Below are 15,472 nucleotides of genomic sequence, written 5' to 3' on the forward strand. Positions count from 1 at the left end.
GGCGGGTTGCACCCGTCCAACCTGCGGGGGACACCCCCGACGGGGAACCGGCGGGTGCGCTCGCCCGAGGGCTGGGGCAGTGAGGGGCCGGGGGACGGCTGACGAACGGCGGTGGAAATGCGGATGCGGGGGCCAGTCCGCTCGCGCAGACTCGATGGCATGGGCAACAACATTGAACGCATCAACCCCGACCAACTCCACTCCACCCCCGGCTACCACCACATCACCGTCGTCGAGGCTGGCCGTACCGCCTACCTCTCGGGGCAGTGCCCCCTCGACACCTCCGGCGAAGTCGTCGCCAAGGGCGACCTCGACGGCCAGATCGACCGGGTCGCGGCCAATGCGCTGACCGCCCTGAAGGCGGTGGGCGCGGGCCCGGAGCACGTGGTGCGTTCGGTGATCTACGTGGTGAGCAGCGACGAGGTGGTGCTGGCGAAGGCGTGGGACCGGTTGAACGAGTCCGTCATCGCGCCCGCCTTCTCCACCGCGAGCACCCTCCTCGGGGTGGCCCAACTCGGCTACCCCGGACAGCTGATCGAGGTCGACCTCACCGCTGCGCTGCCCGAATGACCCAGGTCGAGCGACGTTCGTTGACTGAAGTGTCAACCAACGGCTGACGCGGGACCTCTCCGAAATGGGAGATCGTCGACCTCGACGGGGGAACAACGGGGGAACCCACGGGGGACCGAAACGGGGGCCCGCGGGGGAACAACGGGGGAGACAACGGAGAGGCCGCATGGAAACACGGGTGGCAGCGGGCTGGAAGGTGATCGGCGTACTCGGCGGGGCATGGGGATGCTGCGACGGAGACGCCATGGGGAGCGAGCACCTGCTCGCCGGGATCACCGACACCAAGGGGGAAGCCCGCGCGGCACTCGCGGCCGAATCCGTGACCAAGGCGTCCGTCCTGGCCGTACTCCGCGACCGGGAGGGCAGGGCGGACGCCTGGAGCGGTGACGACGGCGCCGGGGACAGCATCTCGTCGGCCGACGTCCTGGGGGAGGACGGCGACCGCCGACGGATGCTGACCGGCGCCGCGCACCGCGCCTTCGAGCACGCGATGGGGGAGGCCCGGCGGCGCAAGGGGGCGGACAAGAGCACTGGTTCGGGTTCACGGGCGGGTTCGGGTTCGGGGAAGCTCACGCCCGAGGACCTGTTGCGGGGGCTGCTGGCGGACGGCGACAACCGGTGCGCCGAAGTGCTGGCGCTGTGCGGTACGACGGGGGACGCCGTACTGGCCAGGCTCGACGCCGGAGCCGCGGGCACGGTCGACGGCGACGACCTCCCGGCCGGGCTCGACCCCCGGCTGCGGCCGACCCGGGACGCGCTGCTCGGGCGCAGCCGCTACCCCATGCCGTTCTGGCTGCGCTGGCTCACCGGCGGGGTGAACTGGGCTGCCCGGCCCACCGCCTGGATCAGGCTGGAGACGGAGTCCCAGGCCCGGCTGCTCGGGCACGACCGCGCCGGCACCGAGCACGTCCTGCTGGCGGTGCTCGCCACCCACGAGGTGGCCCGCGCCCATCCGCACATGCTGGCGGAGGGCGCCCAGGAGCCGGACGACCGCTACCTCGGGGGAGAGCGGCTGGCGGCCCTCGGCGTCGACTACGCCGCGGCCCGCCGGGCGTTGGCGGCCGATGACGTGCTGGGCGGTGACGTCCGACCCGCCGACTCGTACGTCGACGCGGCGGACGACGACCGGGGCACGGGCCCCCTGGTGGAGTCCCTCCTCCAGGAAGGGACACGCGCGCTGCGCCTCGTCCAACGGATGCAGGGCGCGGGTTCCCCGTAAGGCGGCCACGGACGCCGCCTGCCGAGCGACCGTGAACACGTGCCCGTGAACACGTGCCCGTGAACACGAGGCGGAACTTCGGGACCGCGGGCAGGTACGCCATGAGAAGCAGCTCGACCGGTTGCCCGCCAAGGCGCCGGTCCGAGTGGTCCCGTCGGTGTGCGCGAGGTGACCGACCGCTCCGGTCCCCCGCGCGGGGAAGCCCACTGACGAGGGCAGCCGACGGCCGTCGGGTCGCGCGCACGTCGGGCGCGCGGCGCGACGGCCGACGCGCTTGCGGAGTTTCGCGCCGCGCCGCGCTGCCGATGAATCCTCTGCCGCAGCCGCACGGGCGGGACACGGACGGGACAGGGAGCCACGCCTCATGACCACCGCACAGCAGCAGTTGTTCATCGACGGCGCGTACGCCGCCGGCGCCGGCGCCGGCGCCGAGCCGATCGCCGTACGCAGCCCCGCCACCGGGGAGCACGTCGGCTCCTTCCCGCGCCCCACCGCCGCCGACCTCGACACCGCCGTGGCCGCCGCCCACCGTGCCCAGCGCGACTGGGCTGCGGTGAACGTGTGGGACCGGGCCGCGGCCTCTCGTCGCATAGCCGACGAACTGGATGCCCGGCGCGACGCGTTGGCCCGCCTCCAGACCCTGGAGCAGGGCAAGCCGCTCGCCGAGTCCGTCGCGGACGTCACCGAGGCCGCGCAGCTCTTCCGGCTGCACGCGGAGGACGCCGTCCGGTTGAACGGCGAGACGCTGCTCTCCCGCGACAGCACCAAGCGGATGTTCACCTTCCACCGGCCCGTGGGCACCTGGGGCGTCATCACCCCCTGGAACTTCCCGCTGTTGATGTTCGCGGAGTTCGCCGCGCCCGGCCTGGCGACCGGCAACGCGCTCGTCGTCAAACCGCCGGAGAACACCCCGCTGACCGTCCTCGCCGCGATGGAGGCGGTGGTCGCGGCCGGGTTGCCGGCCGGCCTGGTGAACGTCCTCCCCGGCGACGGAGCCTTCGGGGACGCCCTCGTACGCCACCGGGGCATCCACGCCGTCGGCTTCATCGGCTCCTCCGCGACGGGCGCGAAGATCACCGCGGCGGCCGGTCTGAAGCGCTCCCTGATGGAGTGCTCCGGCAACGGTCCGCTCGTCGTGCTCGCCGACGCGGACGTGGCCGCGGCGGCGCGGGCCGCGGTGGACGGTGCGTACCCCTGCGCCGGCCAGGTGTGCTGCGCCACCGAACGGGTCGTCGTCCACGCCGACGTGCACGACGCGTTCGTGGCGGCGGTGCTGCGGGAGTCCGAACGCGTCGTCCTCGGCGACCCGTTCGACCCCGCGACCGTGCTCGGCCCGCTCAACAACGAGGGCGTGGCGGCGAAGATGGACCGGCACCTGGCGGACGCGCGGGGGCGCGGGGCGCGCGTCCTGCGCGGCGGCGGGCGGCGCGCCGGCATGCCGACGGAGCTGTACTACGAGTTCACCGTCGTCGACGCCGTCCCCGAGGGCAGCCTGCTCGCCAAGGAGGAGTCCTTCGGGCCCGTCGTCCCGATCCTCACCGGCCGCGACGAGGACGACCTGCTGCGGATCGCCAACGACGACGCCCTCGGCCTCCAGGGCGCGGTCTTCACCACCAGCATGAAGTCCGCGTTCCGCTTCGTCGAGGAGCTTCAGGTCGGGCAGGTGATCGTGAACGAGACGAACAACTGGTGGGACATCAACATGCCGTTCGGCGGTGCCGGGGGACGCGGCACGGGCTGGGGCCGCATCGGCGGCAAGTGGACCCTGCTCGACATGACGGACACCAGGACGGGCGTCATCAGCCTGTGAGCGCCGGGGGGCCGGGGGTCGGGTCGGGTGCCTCGGCCCGGTCCGGCCCGCCGTACCGCGCCAGTTGCTCCGCGGTGAACCCGAACCAGTACGTGGCGGCGAAGCCCACCGCGTACCCGACGAACAGCCCGCCCGAGTAGACGGCGAGCGTCGTCAACGGCCCGTGGTCGCCGCGCAGCAGCGGGAACAGCGCCCAGCCGGACGGGCCGATCGCGGTCGAGCCGACGCGGTCGCCGAGCATCGAGAACAGCCCGACGAAGCCGCCGCCGAACGCGCCCCCGAAGCACGCCGTCACGAACGGCCGCCCCAGCGGCAGGGTGACCCCGTAGATCAGCGGCTCGCCGACGCCGAGCAGCCCGGCCGGCAGCGCGGAGCGGATCGTGGCGCGCACGTCGACGTGGCGCCGCAGCCGCGCGTACACGGCCACCGCCGCGCCGACCTGCCCCGCGCCCGCCATCGCCAGGATCGGCAGCAGCACGGTCGCGCCCTGCTGCTCGATGAGCGTGGCGTGGATCGGGATCAGCGCCTGGTGCAGCCCCACCATCACCAGCGGCAGGAACAGCCCGCCGAGTACGAAGCCGGCCGCGGCCCCGCCGTAGTCGAGGAGCGCGGTCGCGGCGGTGCCGATCGCGGTGGCGGCCTCGCCGGCGACGTACATCAGCCCGTAGACGGTGACGAGGCCGGCGACGAGCACCGTGACGGCGGGCGTGAGCAGCACGTCGAGCGCGCCCGGCACCCGCCCGCGGCACCAGCGCTCCACGCCCACCGCGAGCAGCGCGGCCCCGAGCGCGCCGAGCACCCCGCCCTGGCCCGGGGCCACGGCCTGCCCGAACGCCTCGACCTTCGCCACGCCGGGGAAGACGACGACGGCGGCGACGGCGCCCCCGATGACGGGGGTGCCGCCGAACTCCTTCGCGGTGTTGTAGCCGACGAACACGGCGATCAGCGCCATGAAGCCGCCGGAGACGGCGGCGAGGGCGGGGGTGAGGCCGGGCAGGATCCGGAAGTTGACGAGCAGTCCGCTGAGACCGGCGACGATGCCGCAGCCGATGAGAGCGGGGATGAGGGGCACGAAGACGTTGCCGATGCGGCGCAGGACGGCCCTGGCGGGCTGAGCGGGCTTCGCGGATTCCGCGGGTTCCGCGGGCGGGCCGTCCTGAGGCGTTGCGAGGAGGGCCTCGAACGCCTCGGTCACCGGCGCGACCGCGGCCGGCCCCAGCACGATCTGGTACGACGTCCCGTCCTCGACGACCCCGAGGACGCCGGGCAGCGCGGTGATCGCGTCGTGCTGCACGGGCCCGCGGTCCCGCAGCGTGAGGCGCAGCCGGGTCATGCAATGCGCCACGGAAAGGACGTTGCCGGCGCCACCGAGGTGTTCGAGCAGGGTGCGCGCGCGTGCGCCGGGGCCGGCGGGGTCCTGTTGCTGTACGCCCATGCGCGGATGTGTATCCGCGCGCCCCGTCCGTTTCCCACGCCGGGTCCGCCCCTCAGCCAACCGGCGCAGCGGCTTCCCCTGCGGGGGGCGGCTTCCCCTGCGGGGTGCTTGCGAGTCGGACATCCGCGCCGTTTCCCTGTGGGTGCGTTGGTCTCCGCGGCCCGGCGGTGGGCTTGTCGCGCAGTTCCGCCCCCTGTGCCCTGCGGGCATGGGGGGACCCCCAGCGCCCCTGTTGCGCTTCCCCCGTCGTAAGTCTGCGGGACACGGACGGGGTTTTAGGGGCGCGGGGAACTGCGCGACAAGCCCCCCACCGGGCCGCGGGCAAACGACTACCGCCGGCAAACCAGGGGCGCTGGGGTCCCCCCACGCCCGCAGGGCACAGGGGGCGGAGCTGCGCGAGCAACCGACCACCGGGTCGCGGGGACCAACGTACCCACGGGGAAACGGCGGGAAGGTCCAGGTGGGCTGGGGCCCGCGGCCCGTGGGAAGCGGGGCGGGTCAGTCCGCTGCCTTGAGCGCCGCGCGCAAGTGACCGTTCGCGTCGGTCAGAAGGCGGATCGCCGTCGCCGCGTCCACCTCCGCCAGGATCGTGAGGATCGCCGGCTTCACCTCGCCCTCCGTCGCCTTCAGCGCCGCCTCCACCTCCCCCTCGCTCGCGCCCGTCGCGTACGCGACGATCCGGTGCGAGCGGGCCCGCAGCTTCTCGTTCGAGGCGCGCAGGTCGACCATCAGGTTCCCGTACGTCTTGCCGAGGCGGATCATCGTGATCGTCGAGATCATGTTGAGGACCAGCTTCTGCGCGGTGCCCGCCTTCAGCCGGGTCGAGCCGCTCAGCAGCTCGGCGCCGACGACGACCTCGACGCCGTGGTCCGCCGCCGCGGCGAGCGGGCTGTTCTCGTTGCAGGACAGGCCGACGGTGAGGGCGCCCCGGCTCCGGGCGTAGCGGACCGCGCCGACGGCGTAGGGCGTACGGCCGGACGCGGAGACGCCGACGACGGTGTCGTCCGCGCCCACCCCCAGCCCCGCCAGATCGGCCGCGGCCAGCTCCGCGCTGTCCTCCGCCCCCTCCACCGCGTTGACGAACGCCGAAGGGCCGCCCGCGATGAGCCCCACCACCTGCGCCGGATCGGTGTTGAAGGTGGGCGGACACTCGCTGGCGTCCAGGACGCCTAGCCGGCCCGCCGTGCCCGCGCCCGCATAGATCAGCCGGCCGCCGCGCGCCATCCGCTCCGCGGCGGCGTCGATCGCGGCGGCGATCGTCGGCAGGTGTCGGGCGACCGCGCCGGGCACGGCGTGGTCCTCGGCGCTCATGAGACGGGCGATGTCGAGCGTCGGCAGCCGGTCGACGTCCGCGAGGTCCGGCCGGAACGCCTCCGTGGTGAGCGTTTCGAGCTGGGCGCGGAGGTCCCCGTGGGCGGGCGAGGTGGAGGTCATGTGCTTCCTATCGGTCAAAACCGGCCTGAAGGTGTGTCTGCAGGATCAGGCGCGCCCTAACGGCTCGTGCCGCGGGCCGAGTGCCGGTGCGCCAGGGCCTCGTAGGACGCGGCGAGCGCCGGCGCCGCCGTCTCGTACGTCCGCTGGGCGACGCCGACGAACAGGCAGTCGACGACGAGGAGCTGGCCCGTGCGGGACGACATCGCCGCGGGGCGCAGCTCGCTCTCGCGGGCGGACGAGGTGGTCAGTACGTGGTCGGCGTACTGGGACACCGGGGCGTCCGGGCGGCCGGTGATCGCGACCGTGGTCGCGCCCCGCTCGAAGGCGGTGCGCAGCGGTTCGATGACGTCGCCGGTGGAGCCGGAGTGGGTGATGGCGATCGCGAGGTCGCCGGCGCGGAGTTGCACGGCGTTGGTGACGGCGAGGTGCGGATCGGCGTGGGCGTGCGCGATCAGGCCGATGCGGAGCAGCTTCTGCGCCAGGTCCATGCCGACCAGGGAGGACGCCCCGACGCCGTAGATGTCGATGCGCCGGGCGGTCGCGGCGGCGACGACCGCGGCGGAGAGCTGCGCGGTGTCCAGGCCGGCGGCGGTGTCGGCGAGGGTCTGCTGTTCGTCGTAGGCGAGTTTGGCGACCACGTCCGAGATGGGGTCGTCGACGGCGATGTCCGCGGTGACGCTGGGCGCCCGGCCGGACTGCTGGTGCGCGGCGAGTCCGGCGAGGGCGAGTCGCAGGTCGCGGTAGCCCGGGTAGCCGAGGAGGCGTGCGGTGCGCACCACGGTCGCCTCGCTGGTGCCGGTGCGTTCGGCGAGCCCGGTGACCGTCAGCGCGGCGCAGCCCGCGGGGTCGTCCGCGACGGCCTCGGCGACCCGCTGCATGGAGCGGGTCATGGACGGGGTGAGCGTCCTGACCTTGGCGGCGAGGGCGGCGGGGGCGGGCGGAGTGTCGCTGGCGGCGGTCCCCTTGTTGAAAATTTCCTTCACTGGGTTAGCCATGGTATGAAAGCTATTTTCGTACCACGGTGCAGGTCAAGACCCCCTTGGTATGGATCGGGCAAGGCGTGTTCGGAACGCGCCCGAGTGGATCTGCCCGGGACGCGGGTGCGGGTGCCTGCATCGGCGCCCGTAAGGACGTCGCCACGGGTCCGTGCGGGACAATGGCGGCATGACTCCAGCAGCCCCCTCAGGACCGGACGCCGAGCAGGCCCTGCACACCGCCCGCGCCCTGATCCTGGCCGATCTCGCGGCGCGCGACGTGGCGGACGCCGAGGTGGTCTCGCTGGTGGAGGAGTCGGTGACGCACCGCCGCTGGTGGATCGAGCAGTGGGCGGAGGGCGCGGCGTACGTCACCGGGCTCGTCGCCCAGGACGTCCAGGACGCCCTGCTGGAACGGCACGGCCGTTGGCCCCTGTGCCCGGTCTGCGACACGGGCGACCCGCACGCCCTCGCCGTCGAGCCGGAGCTGGGCGCGGATCCGCACTGGGTGTGCGAGCAGGCGGGCGTGGTCGTGGCCCGCGTCGGCTCGCTGGGCGACGCCGCGGGCGTCGACGGAGGCGCGAACGGAGGCGCGAACGGGAGCGCCGGCGCCGGATGACCGTCTACATCGACCCGCCGGACTGGCCCGGCCACGGCCTGCTCTGGTCCCACCTCGTCAGCGACGTCTCGTACGAGGAACTGCACGCCTTCGCCGCGTCCATCGGCTGCCCGCGCCGGGCCTTCGAACGCGACCACTACGACGTCCCGGCGCACCGCTACGCCGCCGCGGTCGCGGCTGGCGCGGTGCAGGTGCCGAGCCGCGAGGTGGTCAGGATCCTGACGGCGACGGGCCTGCGCCGACGCAAGACGCGCCCCGCGCCCTAGCCGCGCCCCGTCCCTTGGACGCGCCCGGTCCCTTAGACGTGCTCCGCGGCCGGCCGGGGTGCGGCGGCCGGCTTCGTGGACGACGTCACCACGCGCGTCGCGCCGGGCAGCCGCATCGAGAGCGCGACCAGCGCCACCGCGACGACCAGCATCGCCGCGCCCGCCCAGGCCGTGGCGCCGTAGCCGAAGTCCGCGTCGATGACGACGCCGCCGAGCGCGGGACCGCCGGTGTTGCCCAGGTTGAACGCGGAGGTGGCGGTGGCGCCCGCCAGCGTCGGGGCCGCGCCCGCGACGTTGAAGATGCGGGCGTTGAGCGCCGGGCCGGTGTAGAACGCGGACACCCCGAGCAGGAACGCGACGGTGACCACCACGGCCGGCACGGTGTCGAAGAGCGCCAGCACCGTCAGGAAGACCGTGGACGCCGCGATGCCGCTGAGCAGCACCCCGAACATGTGCGCGTCCGCGATCCGGCCGCCGATCGCCGTACCGATCAGGGCACCGAGGCCGAACAGCGCCAGCACCCACGGCACCCAGCTCTCCGCGATGCCGGCGGAGTCCGTGATCAGCGGTGCGAGGTAGGAGAAGGCGCAGAACACGCCGCCGCCGGCGAGCGCGGTGGCGGCCACCGCGAGCCACACGTGCCGGTCGCGGTAGATCGACAGCTCGCGCTTCAGCTCCGGCCGCTGGGCGGGCGGCGGGATGCGGGGGACCAGCGTCACCACGCCGACCAGCGCGACGGCGGAGGCGAGGGCGACGGCCCAGAACGCCGCGCGCCACCCCCAGTGATCACCGAGGAAGGCGCCCGCGGGGACGCCGAGGACGTTCGCGATCGACAGCCCGCCGAGCATCACGGCCATGGCCCGCGCCCGCGAGTTCACCGGCACCATCGCGATCGACACCGCGGCGCCGAGCGCCCAGAACCCGGCGCACGCGAGGGCGCTGACCACGCGTGACGCGAACAGCACCTCGTACGTGGGCGCGAGCGCCCCCGCGACCTGGCCGACGCCGAAGACCGAGATCAGGGCGATCAGAGTCGCCTTGCGCGGCAACCGGAGCGTCGCGACGGCGAGCACCGGCGCGCCGACGACCATCCCGATCGCGAACGCGGATATCAGCAGGCCCGCCTGGGGTATGGACACGCCCATGTCGTCCGCGATGGGCGGCAGCAGCCCGGAGAGCATGAACTCGCTGGTGCCGAGGGCGAAGACGGAGAGTCCGAGGATGTAGACGGCGAGGGGCATGTGGGTGGGGTTGGCGGGCGGCGCGGATTCGGGCATGACAGTCCCAACGGCGCGGGCCCTTCCCCACATTCCCGCGGCTTCCCCTGCGGGGTGCTTGCGCGTGGGACATCCGCGCCGTTTCCCTGCGGAGCGTTGGTCTCTGCGGCTGCATTGTGGTTGTTCACGCAGTTCCGCCCCCTATGCCCAGAGGGCATGGGGGACCCCCAGCGCCCCTGGTTTGCCAGCGGTAGTCGTTTACCTGCGGCCCGGTGGTGGGCTTGTCGCGCAGTTCCCCGCGCCCCTGATGTGCTGACCCCCGCCGTATGTCTGCGGGTCACGGACGGGGTTTTAGGGGCGCGGGGAACTGCGCGAACAGCCCACCACCGGGGTGCGGAGACCAATGTTCCCGCAGGGGAACGGCGCGGATGTCAGGGGCGCGGGGAACTGCGCGAACAGCCCACCACCGGGCCGCGGAGACCAACGCTCCCGCAGGGAAACGGCGCGGATGTCCCAGGCGCAAGGAACTGCGCGGGCAACTCACCACCGACCCGCGGAGACCAACGCACCCGCAGGGAAACACGTCCCAGGGGTCAAGGCGCGTTCGTCGTCAAGCGGGTGAGTTCGGACGTCAGGTTGGCGCGGGCCGGGGCCTCCCACTCGCGGGTGCCGTAGGGCGTGTGGAACAGGCGGTCCAGGGACAGCAGGTGTCGCAGCACTTCGGCGCGGCCGTGGCGGAACGCGGCAGGAGGGACGAAGCCGTACTCCTCCCGGACCGCCGCCGCATACGCGGCGTACGCGTCCGGCGGAGACGCCAGCACTGCCAGGTCCGCATCGCACAGCACCGCCCCGTTCGCGTCGTCGGGCGACGGCGCGTGCGTCACCGTCAGCCGCACCAGGCGGGCCACCTCCGTCACCGCGTCCGCCGTCAGCCCCGCCTCGGTCAGGGCCCGTTCCGCCAGCCGGGCCGAGCGCTCCTCGTTCTCGGAGCGCTCGGGGTCGTACACCGCGTCGTGGAACCACGCGGCGAGGCGGACCAAGTCGGGCGCGTCGGCGTACCCGGCGAGGGCGTCGACGTGCGTCAGGACCGCCGCGAGGTGCGCGGTCGTGTGGTAGCGGCGCTGCGGCTCCGCCCAGCGGGCCAGCAGGTTCGCCGCGTACGGCAGCGGATCGGGTCCGGGCGCCGTCGCGCCGCGCGCCGCGACGAGGGTGCGCACCCAGCGGGCCCGCAGGTCTTCGATCACGTCCATGCCGGGACGGTACGACCCCGAACCCCGTCCGTACCAGGGCTGGAGGCGCGGGCGCACTTTGAGGTTGGGTGGAGGCATGGACTCCGTACGCGACCCCGAACTGCCCGGCCTCCTCCTCCGTACCGAGCGGGACGCCCTGATCCCCCTGCTGCGTTCCAAGCCCGACGAGGACTTCGAGATCCGGACGTGTTGTCCCGGCTGGACGGTGCGCCACGTCATCGCCCACTGCGCCACCGCGCTCCAGCGCGTGGTGGAGCAGCGCTACGAGAAGGGCGTGTTCACGCCGGAGGCGAACGAGCGCGACATCGCCGGGGTCGCGGACCTGTCGCACCAGCAGGTCGTGGACGCGTTGGAGCGCGGGATGACCGAGGCCGGGCCGCCCATCGCCGCGGCCGGACACGGCAAGCTCGACGCGGTCGCGCTCGGCGAGTGGGTGCACGCCGGTGATCTGCGGGAGGCGCTGGGCGAGCCGGCGGCGTACGAGGGCGCCGGGCTGCCGTACGCGCTGCGGCTGCTCGCCTCGCTGACCCGGGCCCGGCGCACACAGCCGCTGCTGGCCCGGCTGGCGGGGCACGACTCCCCGCTCGTACTGGGCGCCGACAGCCCCGAGCCCGCGACGTACACCGGTTCGGCGACCACCCTCATCCGGCTGATCTCCGGCCGACCGCTGACCGGGACCCGGTACGAGCTGACGGGGGCGACCGAGGCCGATCTGATCGTCTTCACCTGAGCAGACGGACCCGGGCAGACGGACCCGAGCAGCTCCGGGCAAACGGACCCGAGCAGGCAAATGGGCCCTTGTGCCCGTTCTGTCCTTTGGGGGGACACTGGAAGGCGAGACACCGACGGGTGCCACCTCACACGGAGGCAGACATGCTCGGAATCATCTTCTTCGGACTCGTCCTGGTGGCCTTGTTGTGCGCCGCCATGTGGTGGGACGGCCGCCGTCGTGCCGCCCTGGTAACGCCCCGCCCCGAGGAGCAGCCGCACAAGCCCGACCACCCCGCCCACGTGGAGGAGGTCCGCGAGGCGGACGAGGACGCGTTCCCGCACGACGGCGAACGCCTGCTCCCGTACAACATGCACCCCCACAGCAGTCACAGCACCGGCAAGGGCCGCGAGGACCGGCCCAAGCACGGGCCGAACGCCCACAGCGGGTCCTTCGGCAGCGGCGGTCTCGGCGGCTGACCCCACGGTTCGCAGTGAGACGCCGTATGACGTAGCAAGGCGCCGTACGACGAAGCAGGACGCCGCACGACGCCGCAAGACGCAGAACGCGGAGGGGCCCGGACGCTTCAAGCGCCCGGGCCCCTCCTCCTACCCCCTTACCCAGGGTGGTCTTCTGCTGCCCTACCGTCCGCTCACCGCGCGGCCTTGAAGCCCCGCAGCCGCAGGCTGTTCCCGACCACGAAGACCGACGAGAACGCCATCGCCGCACCCGCGATCATCGGGCTGAGCAGGCCCATCGCGGCCAGCGGCAGCGCGCCCACGTTGTAGGCGAAGGCCCAGAACAGGTTGGTCCGGATGGTGCCGAGCGTCCGCCGCGCCAGCCGGATCGCGTCCGCCGCCGCCCGCAGGTCGCCCCGCACCAGGGTCAGGTCGCTGGCCTCGATCGCCGCGTCCGTGCCGGTGCCCATCGCCAGCCCCAGATCGGCCTGGGCGAGCGCCGCCGCGTCGTTCACGCCGTCGCCGACCATGGCCACGCTGCGGCCCTCGGCCTGGAGGCGCTTGACGACGTCGACCTTGTCCTCCGGCATGACCTCGGCGATCACCTCGTCGATGCCGACTTCCTTGGCCACCGCCTTCGCCACGGCCTCGTTGTCACCGGTGAGCAGGATCGGGGTGAGCCCCAGCCCGCGGAGCCGGGTGATCGCCTCGGCGCTGGTCTCCTTCACCGCGTCGGCGACCTCCAGGACCGCACGGGCCTCGCCGTCCCAGGCGACCGCGATGGCCGTACGACCCGCGGCCTCCGCCGCGTCCTTCGCCGCCTTCAGCTCCTCGGAGAGCCGGATCTCCCACTCCGCGAGCAGCTTCTCGCGACCGACGAGGACCGCGTGGCCCTCCACGATGCCCTGGACGCCGAGTCCGGGGATGTTGGCGAAGTCCTCCAGGGCGGGGAGCGCGCCGACCTTCTCGACCGCGCCGGTGGCGACGGCCTGGGCGATCGGGTGCTCGGAGGCGTTCTCCAGGGAGCCCGCCAGTCGCAGCACCTCGTCCTCGTCGGTCGAGGCGGCGACGTGCACGCCGAGCAGGGTCATCTTGCCGGTGGTGACGGTGCCGGTCTTGTCGAGGACGACGGTGTCGACCTTGCGGGTGGTCTCCAGGACCTCGGGGCCCTTGATCAGGATGCCGAGCTGGGCGCCGCGCCCCGTACCGACCATGAGCGCGGTCGGCGTGGCGAGCCCGAGGGCGCACGGGCAGGCGATGATCAGCACGGCCACCGCCGCCGTGAAGGCCGCGGCCCAGCCCTCGCCGAGCGCCAGCCAGGTGATCAGGGTGCCGATGGCGAGCAGGATCACGATCGGGACGAAGACGCCGGAGATCTTGTCGGCCAGCCGCTGGGCCGCCGCCTTGCCGTTCTGCGCGTCCTCGACGAGCTGTGCCATCCGGGCGAGCTGGGTGTCGGAGCCGACCCGGGTGGCCTTCACGACCAGCCGGCCGCCCGCGTTCAGGGTGGCGCCGGTGACGCCGTCGCCGGGGCCGACCTCGACGGGCACGGACTCGCCGGTGAGCATCGAGGCGTCCACGGCGGACGAGCCCTCGACCACGACGCCGTCAGTGGCGATCTTCTCACCGGGGCGGACCAGGAACGTGTCGTCGACCTTCAGTTCGGCGGTCGGTACGCGGACCTCCTCGCCGTCCCGCAGGACGGTGACCTCCTTGGCGCCCAGGTGCATCAGGGCGCGCAGCGCCGCACCGGCCTTGCGCTTGGAGCGGGCCTCGAAGTAGCGCCCGGCCAGGATGAAGGCGGTGACGCCGGCCGCGGCCTCCAGGTAGATGTTGGACGAGCCGTCGCTGCGCTCGATCGTCAGCTCGAAGGGGTGGGTCATGCCGGGCATTCCGGCGTGGCCCCAGAAGAGTGCGTAGATGGACCACAGGAACGCGGCGATGGTGCCGACCGAGATCAGGGTGTCCATGGTGGCCGCGCCGTGCCGGGCGTTCTTCCAGGCGGCCCGGTGGAAGGGCCAGCCCGCGTAGACGACGACGGGGGCGGCGAGGGTGAGCGAGAGCCACTGCCAGTACTGGAACTGGAGCGCCGGGATCATCGCCATCGCGATGACCGGGACGGCGAGCACGAGCGCGGTGATCAGCCGCTCGCGCAGCGTCTTCAGTTCGGCGTCGTCCTCTTCCCCGCCTTCGGCGTCGGCCGCGTCGGCACCGGATCCGGACGACGTGGCCGAGGCGTCCTGCTTGGGCTTCGGCGGGGCGGCCGTGTAACCGGTGGCCTCGACGGTGCCGATCAGGTCCTTGACGCTGACGTCCTCGCTGAAGGTGACCTTCGCCTTTTCGGTGGCGTAGTTGACGGTCGCCTCGACGCCCTCCATGCGGTTGAGCTTCTTCTCGATGCGGGCCGCGCAGGAGGCGCACGTCATGCCGCCGATCGCGAGTTCCACCTCTTGGTGGGTGGCCGTGTGCGCCATGGTTCCTCCCTGCTCAGCGTGTCATACCCCTAGAGGGTATCCCTTCCGAGATCTATGTATACCCCCCCTGGGTATAAAACGCAAGGCTGGATCCCTTCCCGGGGCCGCAGTTTCCACGCCACTCTCACCGGCCCGCTGATGCATCCGGGCGGTCCGCGGACTAGGCTGAGATCAATGGACTAGACCTCTCAGGCCGGACCCGGCCTAGGGCCTAGCCGAAGCCGTCACCGGGTCGCAGCCGTCTCTCCAGGAGGAATGGGTACACATGAGTAACCGTGCGCTTCTGGAGGTGATCGCCCTGGACGCCGAGGACGCGATCGCGGCCCAGGCGGGAGGGGCGGACCGGCTGGAGCTGGTCACGGACATGGCCGCGGACGGGCTGACCCCGTCCCGGGAGACCTTCGCGGCCATCCGCGCCGCCGTCGACATCCCCCTCAGAGTGATGCTGCGGCTCACCGACGGTTTTTCGGCGGGCACGCACGACGACGTGGAGGCGCTGGTGCGCGCCGCGGCCGGGCTGCGCGAGGAGGGCGCCGACGAGTTCGTCTTCGGCTTCCTCGACGACGAGGGGCATCCGGATCTGGTCACCGTCGAACGGCTGCTCGTGGTGATCTCCGGCTGCTCCTGGACCTTCCACCGGGCGATCGACAACGCCACCGACCGGGACGCGCTGCGCAAGCAGCTCGCGGACCTGCCGGGCCTCGACACGTATCTGACCGCGGGCGCGGCCGGCGGCGTCGACGACGGACTGCCCACCCTCCTCGCGGAGGCGGCGCGGCACAACGAACCGGGCTACGAGGCACGGCTGTTGGTCGGCGGCGGTCTGCGGCTGGAGCACCTGCCGGCGCTGCGCGCCGCCGGCCTCGACGGCTTCCACATCGGCGGCGCGGCCCGCCCGCACGGCTGGGCCGGGCCGGTGAGCGCGGACGCGGTGCGCGAGTGGCGCGCGGCGATCGACGCGTAGCGCGTACGACGCACCGAGCGGCGGAGAACGCGGACGGCCGCTCCCTCAGGGCGAGGGAGCGGCCGTCGTGTTG

General features: G+C 73.1%; 14 protein-coding genes. 8 read left to right on the plus strand and 6 right to left on the minus strand.

The window, feature by feature from the left end; genetic code table 11:
* Positions 1-159 precede the first annotated feature (159 nt).
* The 3 genes from ACH4E8_RS06730 (at position 160) to ACH4E8_RS06740 (ending at position 3,599) form a co-directional block, all read left to right on the plus strand.
* Positions 160-570 (plus strand): RidA family protein, encoded by a 411-nt coding sequence (locus tag ACH4E8_RS06730; RefSeq protein ID WP_398445056.1) that lies wholly within the window; start codon positions 160-162, stop codon positions 568-570.
* Between the two features lie 244 nt (positions 571-814).
* Positions 815-1,789 carry a Clp protease N-terminal domain-containing protein gene (locus ACH4E8_RS06735; protein WP_398445058.1) on the plus strand — a complete coding sequence of 325 codons (975 nt, stop codon included), beginning with the start codon at positions 815-817 and terminating at the stop codon, positions 1,787-1,789.
* Positions 1,790-2,153: 364 nt separating this feature from the next.
* On the plus strand, positions 2,154-3,599 hold the full coding sequence (locus tag ACH4E8_RS06740; RefSeq protein WP_398445060.1) for an aldehyde dehydrogenase family protein: 1,446 nt from the start codon (positions 2,154-2,156) through the stop codon (positions 3,597-3,599).
* Here the strand turns inward: ACH4E8_RS06740 and ACH4E8_RS06745 are convergent.
* The 3 genes from ACH4E8_RS06745 to ACH4E8_RS06755 form a co-directional block, all read right to left on the minus strand.
* The gene (locus ACH4E8_RS06745) at positions 3,589-5,034 is read right to left on the minus strand and encodes a PTS transporter subunit EIIC (RefSeq protein ID WP_398445062.1); all 1,446 of its coding nucleotides are present in this window, start codon (positions 5,032-5,034) and stop codon (positions 3,589-3,591) included. The two genes, ACH4E8_RS06740 and ACH4E8_RS06745, sit on opposite strands and share 11 nt — an antisense overlap.
* A 498-nt stretch (positions 5,035-5,532) precedes the next feature.
* The gene (gene murQ, locus ACH4E8_RS06750) at positions 5,533-6,468 is read right to left on the minus strand and encodes an N-acetylmuramic acid 6-phosphate etherase (protein ID WP_398445064.1); all 936 of its coding nucleotides are present in this window, start codon (positions 6,466-6,468) and stop codon (positions 5,533-5,535) included.
* Between the two features lie 56 nt (positions 6,469-6,524).
* Entirely contained in the window at positions 6,525-7,463 is a 939-nt protein-coding gene (locus ACH4E8_RS06755) for a MurR/RpiR family transcriptional regulator (RefSeq protein ID WP_398445066.1), read from the minus strand.
* 169 nt (positions 7,464-7,632) lie between these two features.
* On the opposite strand from ACH4E8_RS06755, the gene ACH4E8_RS06760 reads away from it, so the two are divergent.
* Together ACH4E8_RS06760 and ACH4E8_RS06765 are read left to right on the plus strand one after the other, a co-directional pair.
* Entirely contained in the window at positions 7,633-8,061 is a 429-nt protein-coding gene (locus ACH4E8_RS06760; protein ID WP_398445068.1) for a hypothetical protein, read from the plus strand.
* Positions 8,058-8,327 carry a DUF4031 domain-containing protein gene (locus ACH4E8_RS06765; RefSeq protein WP_398445070.1) on the plus strand — a complete coding sequence of 90 codons (270 nt, stop codon included), beginning with the start codon at positions 8,058-8,060 and terminating at the stop codon, positions 8,325-8,327. The genes ACH4E8_RS06760 and ACH4E8_RS06765 overlap by 4 nt, the downstream gene beginning before the upstream one ends.
* 32 nt (positions 8,328-8,359) lie before the next feature.
* Here ACH4E8_RS06765 and ACH4E8_RS06770 read toward each other — a convergent pair whose 3' ends face one another.
* A complete protein-coding gene (locus tag ACH4E8_RS06770; protein WP_398446056.1) occupies positions 8,360-9,568 on the minus strand; it encodes a Cmx/CmrA family chloramphenicol efflux MFS transporter in 1,209 nt (402 codons plus the stop codon).
* Between the two features lie 569 nt (positions 9,569-10,137).
* Complete coding sequence (locus ACH4E8_RS06775) at positions 10,138-10,794, minus strand: hypothetical protein (protein ID WP_398445072.1); 657 nt, start codon at positions 10,792-10,794, stop codon at positions 10,138-10,140.
* Positions 10,795-10,870: 76 nt separating this feature from the next.
* On the opposite strand from ACH4E8_RS06775, the gene ACH4E8_RS06780 reads away from it, so the two are divergent.
* Both ACH4E8_RS06780 and ACH4E8_RS06785 read left to right on the plus strand, forming a co-directional pair.
* On the plus strand, positions 10,871-11,524 hold the full coding sequence (locus ACH4E8_RS06780) for a maleylpyruvate isomerase family mycothiol-dependent enzyme (protein ID WP_398445073.1): 654 nt from the start codon (positions 10,871-10,873) through the stop codon (positions 11,522-11,524).
* 143 nt (positions 11,525-11,667) lie between these two features.
* Positions 11,668-11,982 (plus strand): DUF6479 family protein, encoded by a 315-nt coding sequence (locus tag ACH4E8_RS06785; RefSeq protein ID WP_398445075.1) that lies wholly within the window; start codon positions 11,668-11,670, stop codon positions 11,980-11,982.
* A 173-nt stretch (positions 11,983-12,155) separates the two neighbouring features.
* Here the strand turns inward: ACH4E8_RS06785 and ACH4E8_RS06790 are convergent, their stop codons facing one another.
* A complete protein-coding gene (locus ACH4E8_RS06790; RefSeq protein WP_398445077.1) occupies positions 12,156-14,435 on the minus strand; it encodes a heavy metal translocating P-type ATPase in 2,280 nt (759 codons plus the stop codon).
* Between the two features lie 265 nt (positions 14,436-14,700).
* On the opposite strand from ACH4E8_RS06790, the gene ACH4E8_RS06795 reads away from it, so the two are divergent.
* Positions 14,701-15,399: a copper homeostasis protein CutC gene (locus ACH4E8_RS06795; RefSeq protein WP_398445079.1), complete on the plus strand. Its 699-nt coding sequence runs from the start codon at positions 14,701-14,703 to the stop codon at positions 15,397-15,399.
* Positions 15,400-15,472 lie beyond the last annotated feature (73 nt).

Source organism: Streptomyces sp. NPDC017979 (assembly GCF_044328175.1).
Classification (GTDB): Bacteria; Actinomycetota; Actinomycetes; order Streptomycetales; family Streptomycetaceae; genus Streptomyces.

Coding starts and splice junctions, on each gene's coding strand:
- ACH4E8_RS06730 (WP_398445056.1), top strand. CDS start 160: ATGGGCAACAACATTGAACGCATCAACCCCGACCAACTCCACTCCACC.
- ACH4E8_RS06735 (WP_398445058.1), top strand. CDS start 815: ATGGGGAGCGAGCACCTGCTCGCCGGGATCACCGACACCAAGGGGGAA.
- ACH4E8_RS06740 (WP_398445060.1), top strand. CDS start 2,154: ATGACCACCGCACAGCAGCAGTTGTTCATCGACGGCGCGTACGCCGCC.
- ACH4E8_RS06745 (WP_398445062.1), bottom strand. CDS start 5,034: ATGGGCGTACAGCAACAGGACCCCGCCGGCCCCGGCGCACGCGCGCGC.
- murQ (WP_398445064.1), bottom strand. CDS start 6,468: ATGACCTCCACCTCGCCCGCCCACGGGGACCTCCGCGCCCAGCTCGAA.
- ACH4E8_RS06755 (WP_398445066.1), bottom strand. CDS start 7,463: ATGGCTAACCCAGTGAAGGAAATTTTCAACAAGGGGACCGCCGCCAGC.
- ACH4E8_RS06760 (WP_398445068.1), top strand. CDS start 7,633: ATGACTCCAGCAGCCCCCTCAGGACCGGACGCCGAGCAGGCCCTGCAC.
- ACH4E8_RS06765 (WP_398445070.1), top strand. CDS start 8,058: ATGACCGTCTACATCGACCCGCCGGACTGGCCCGGCCACGGCCTGCTC.
- ACH4E8_RS06770 (WP_398446056.1), bottom strand. CDS start 9,568: ATGCCCCTCGCCGTCTACATCCTCGGACTCTCCGTCTTCGCCCTCGGC.
- ACH4E8_RS06775 (WP_398445072.1), bottom strand. CDS start 10,794: ATGGACGTGATCGAAGACCTGCGGGCCCGCTGGGTGCGCACCCTCGTC.
- ACH4E8_RS06780 (WP_398445073.1), top strand. CDS start 10,871: ATGGACTCCGTACGCGACCCCGAACTGCCCGGCCTCCTCCTCCGTACC.
- ACH4E8_RS06785 (WP_398445075.1), top strand. CDS start 11,668: ATGCTCGGAATCATCTTCTTCGGACTCGTCCTGGTGGCCTTGTTGTGC.
- ACH4E8_RS06790 (WP_398445077.1), bottom strand. CDS start 14,435: ATGGCGCACACGGCCACCCACCAAGAGGTGGAACTCGCGATCGGCGGC.
- ACH4E8_RS06795 (WP_398445079.1), top strand. CDS start 14,701: ATGAGTAACCGTGCGCTTCTGGAGGTGATCGCCCTGGACGCCGAGGAC.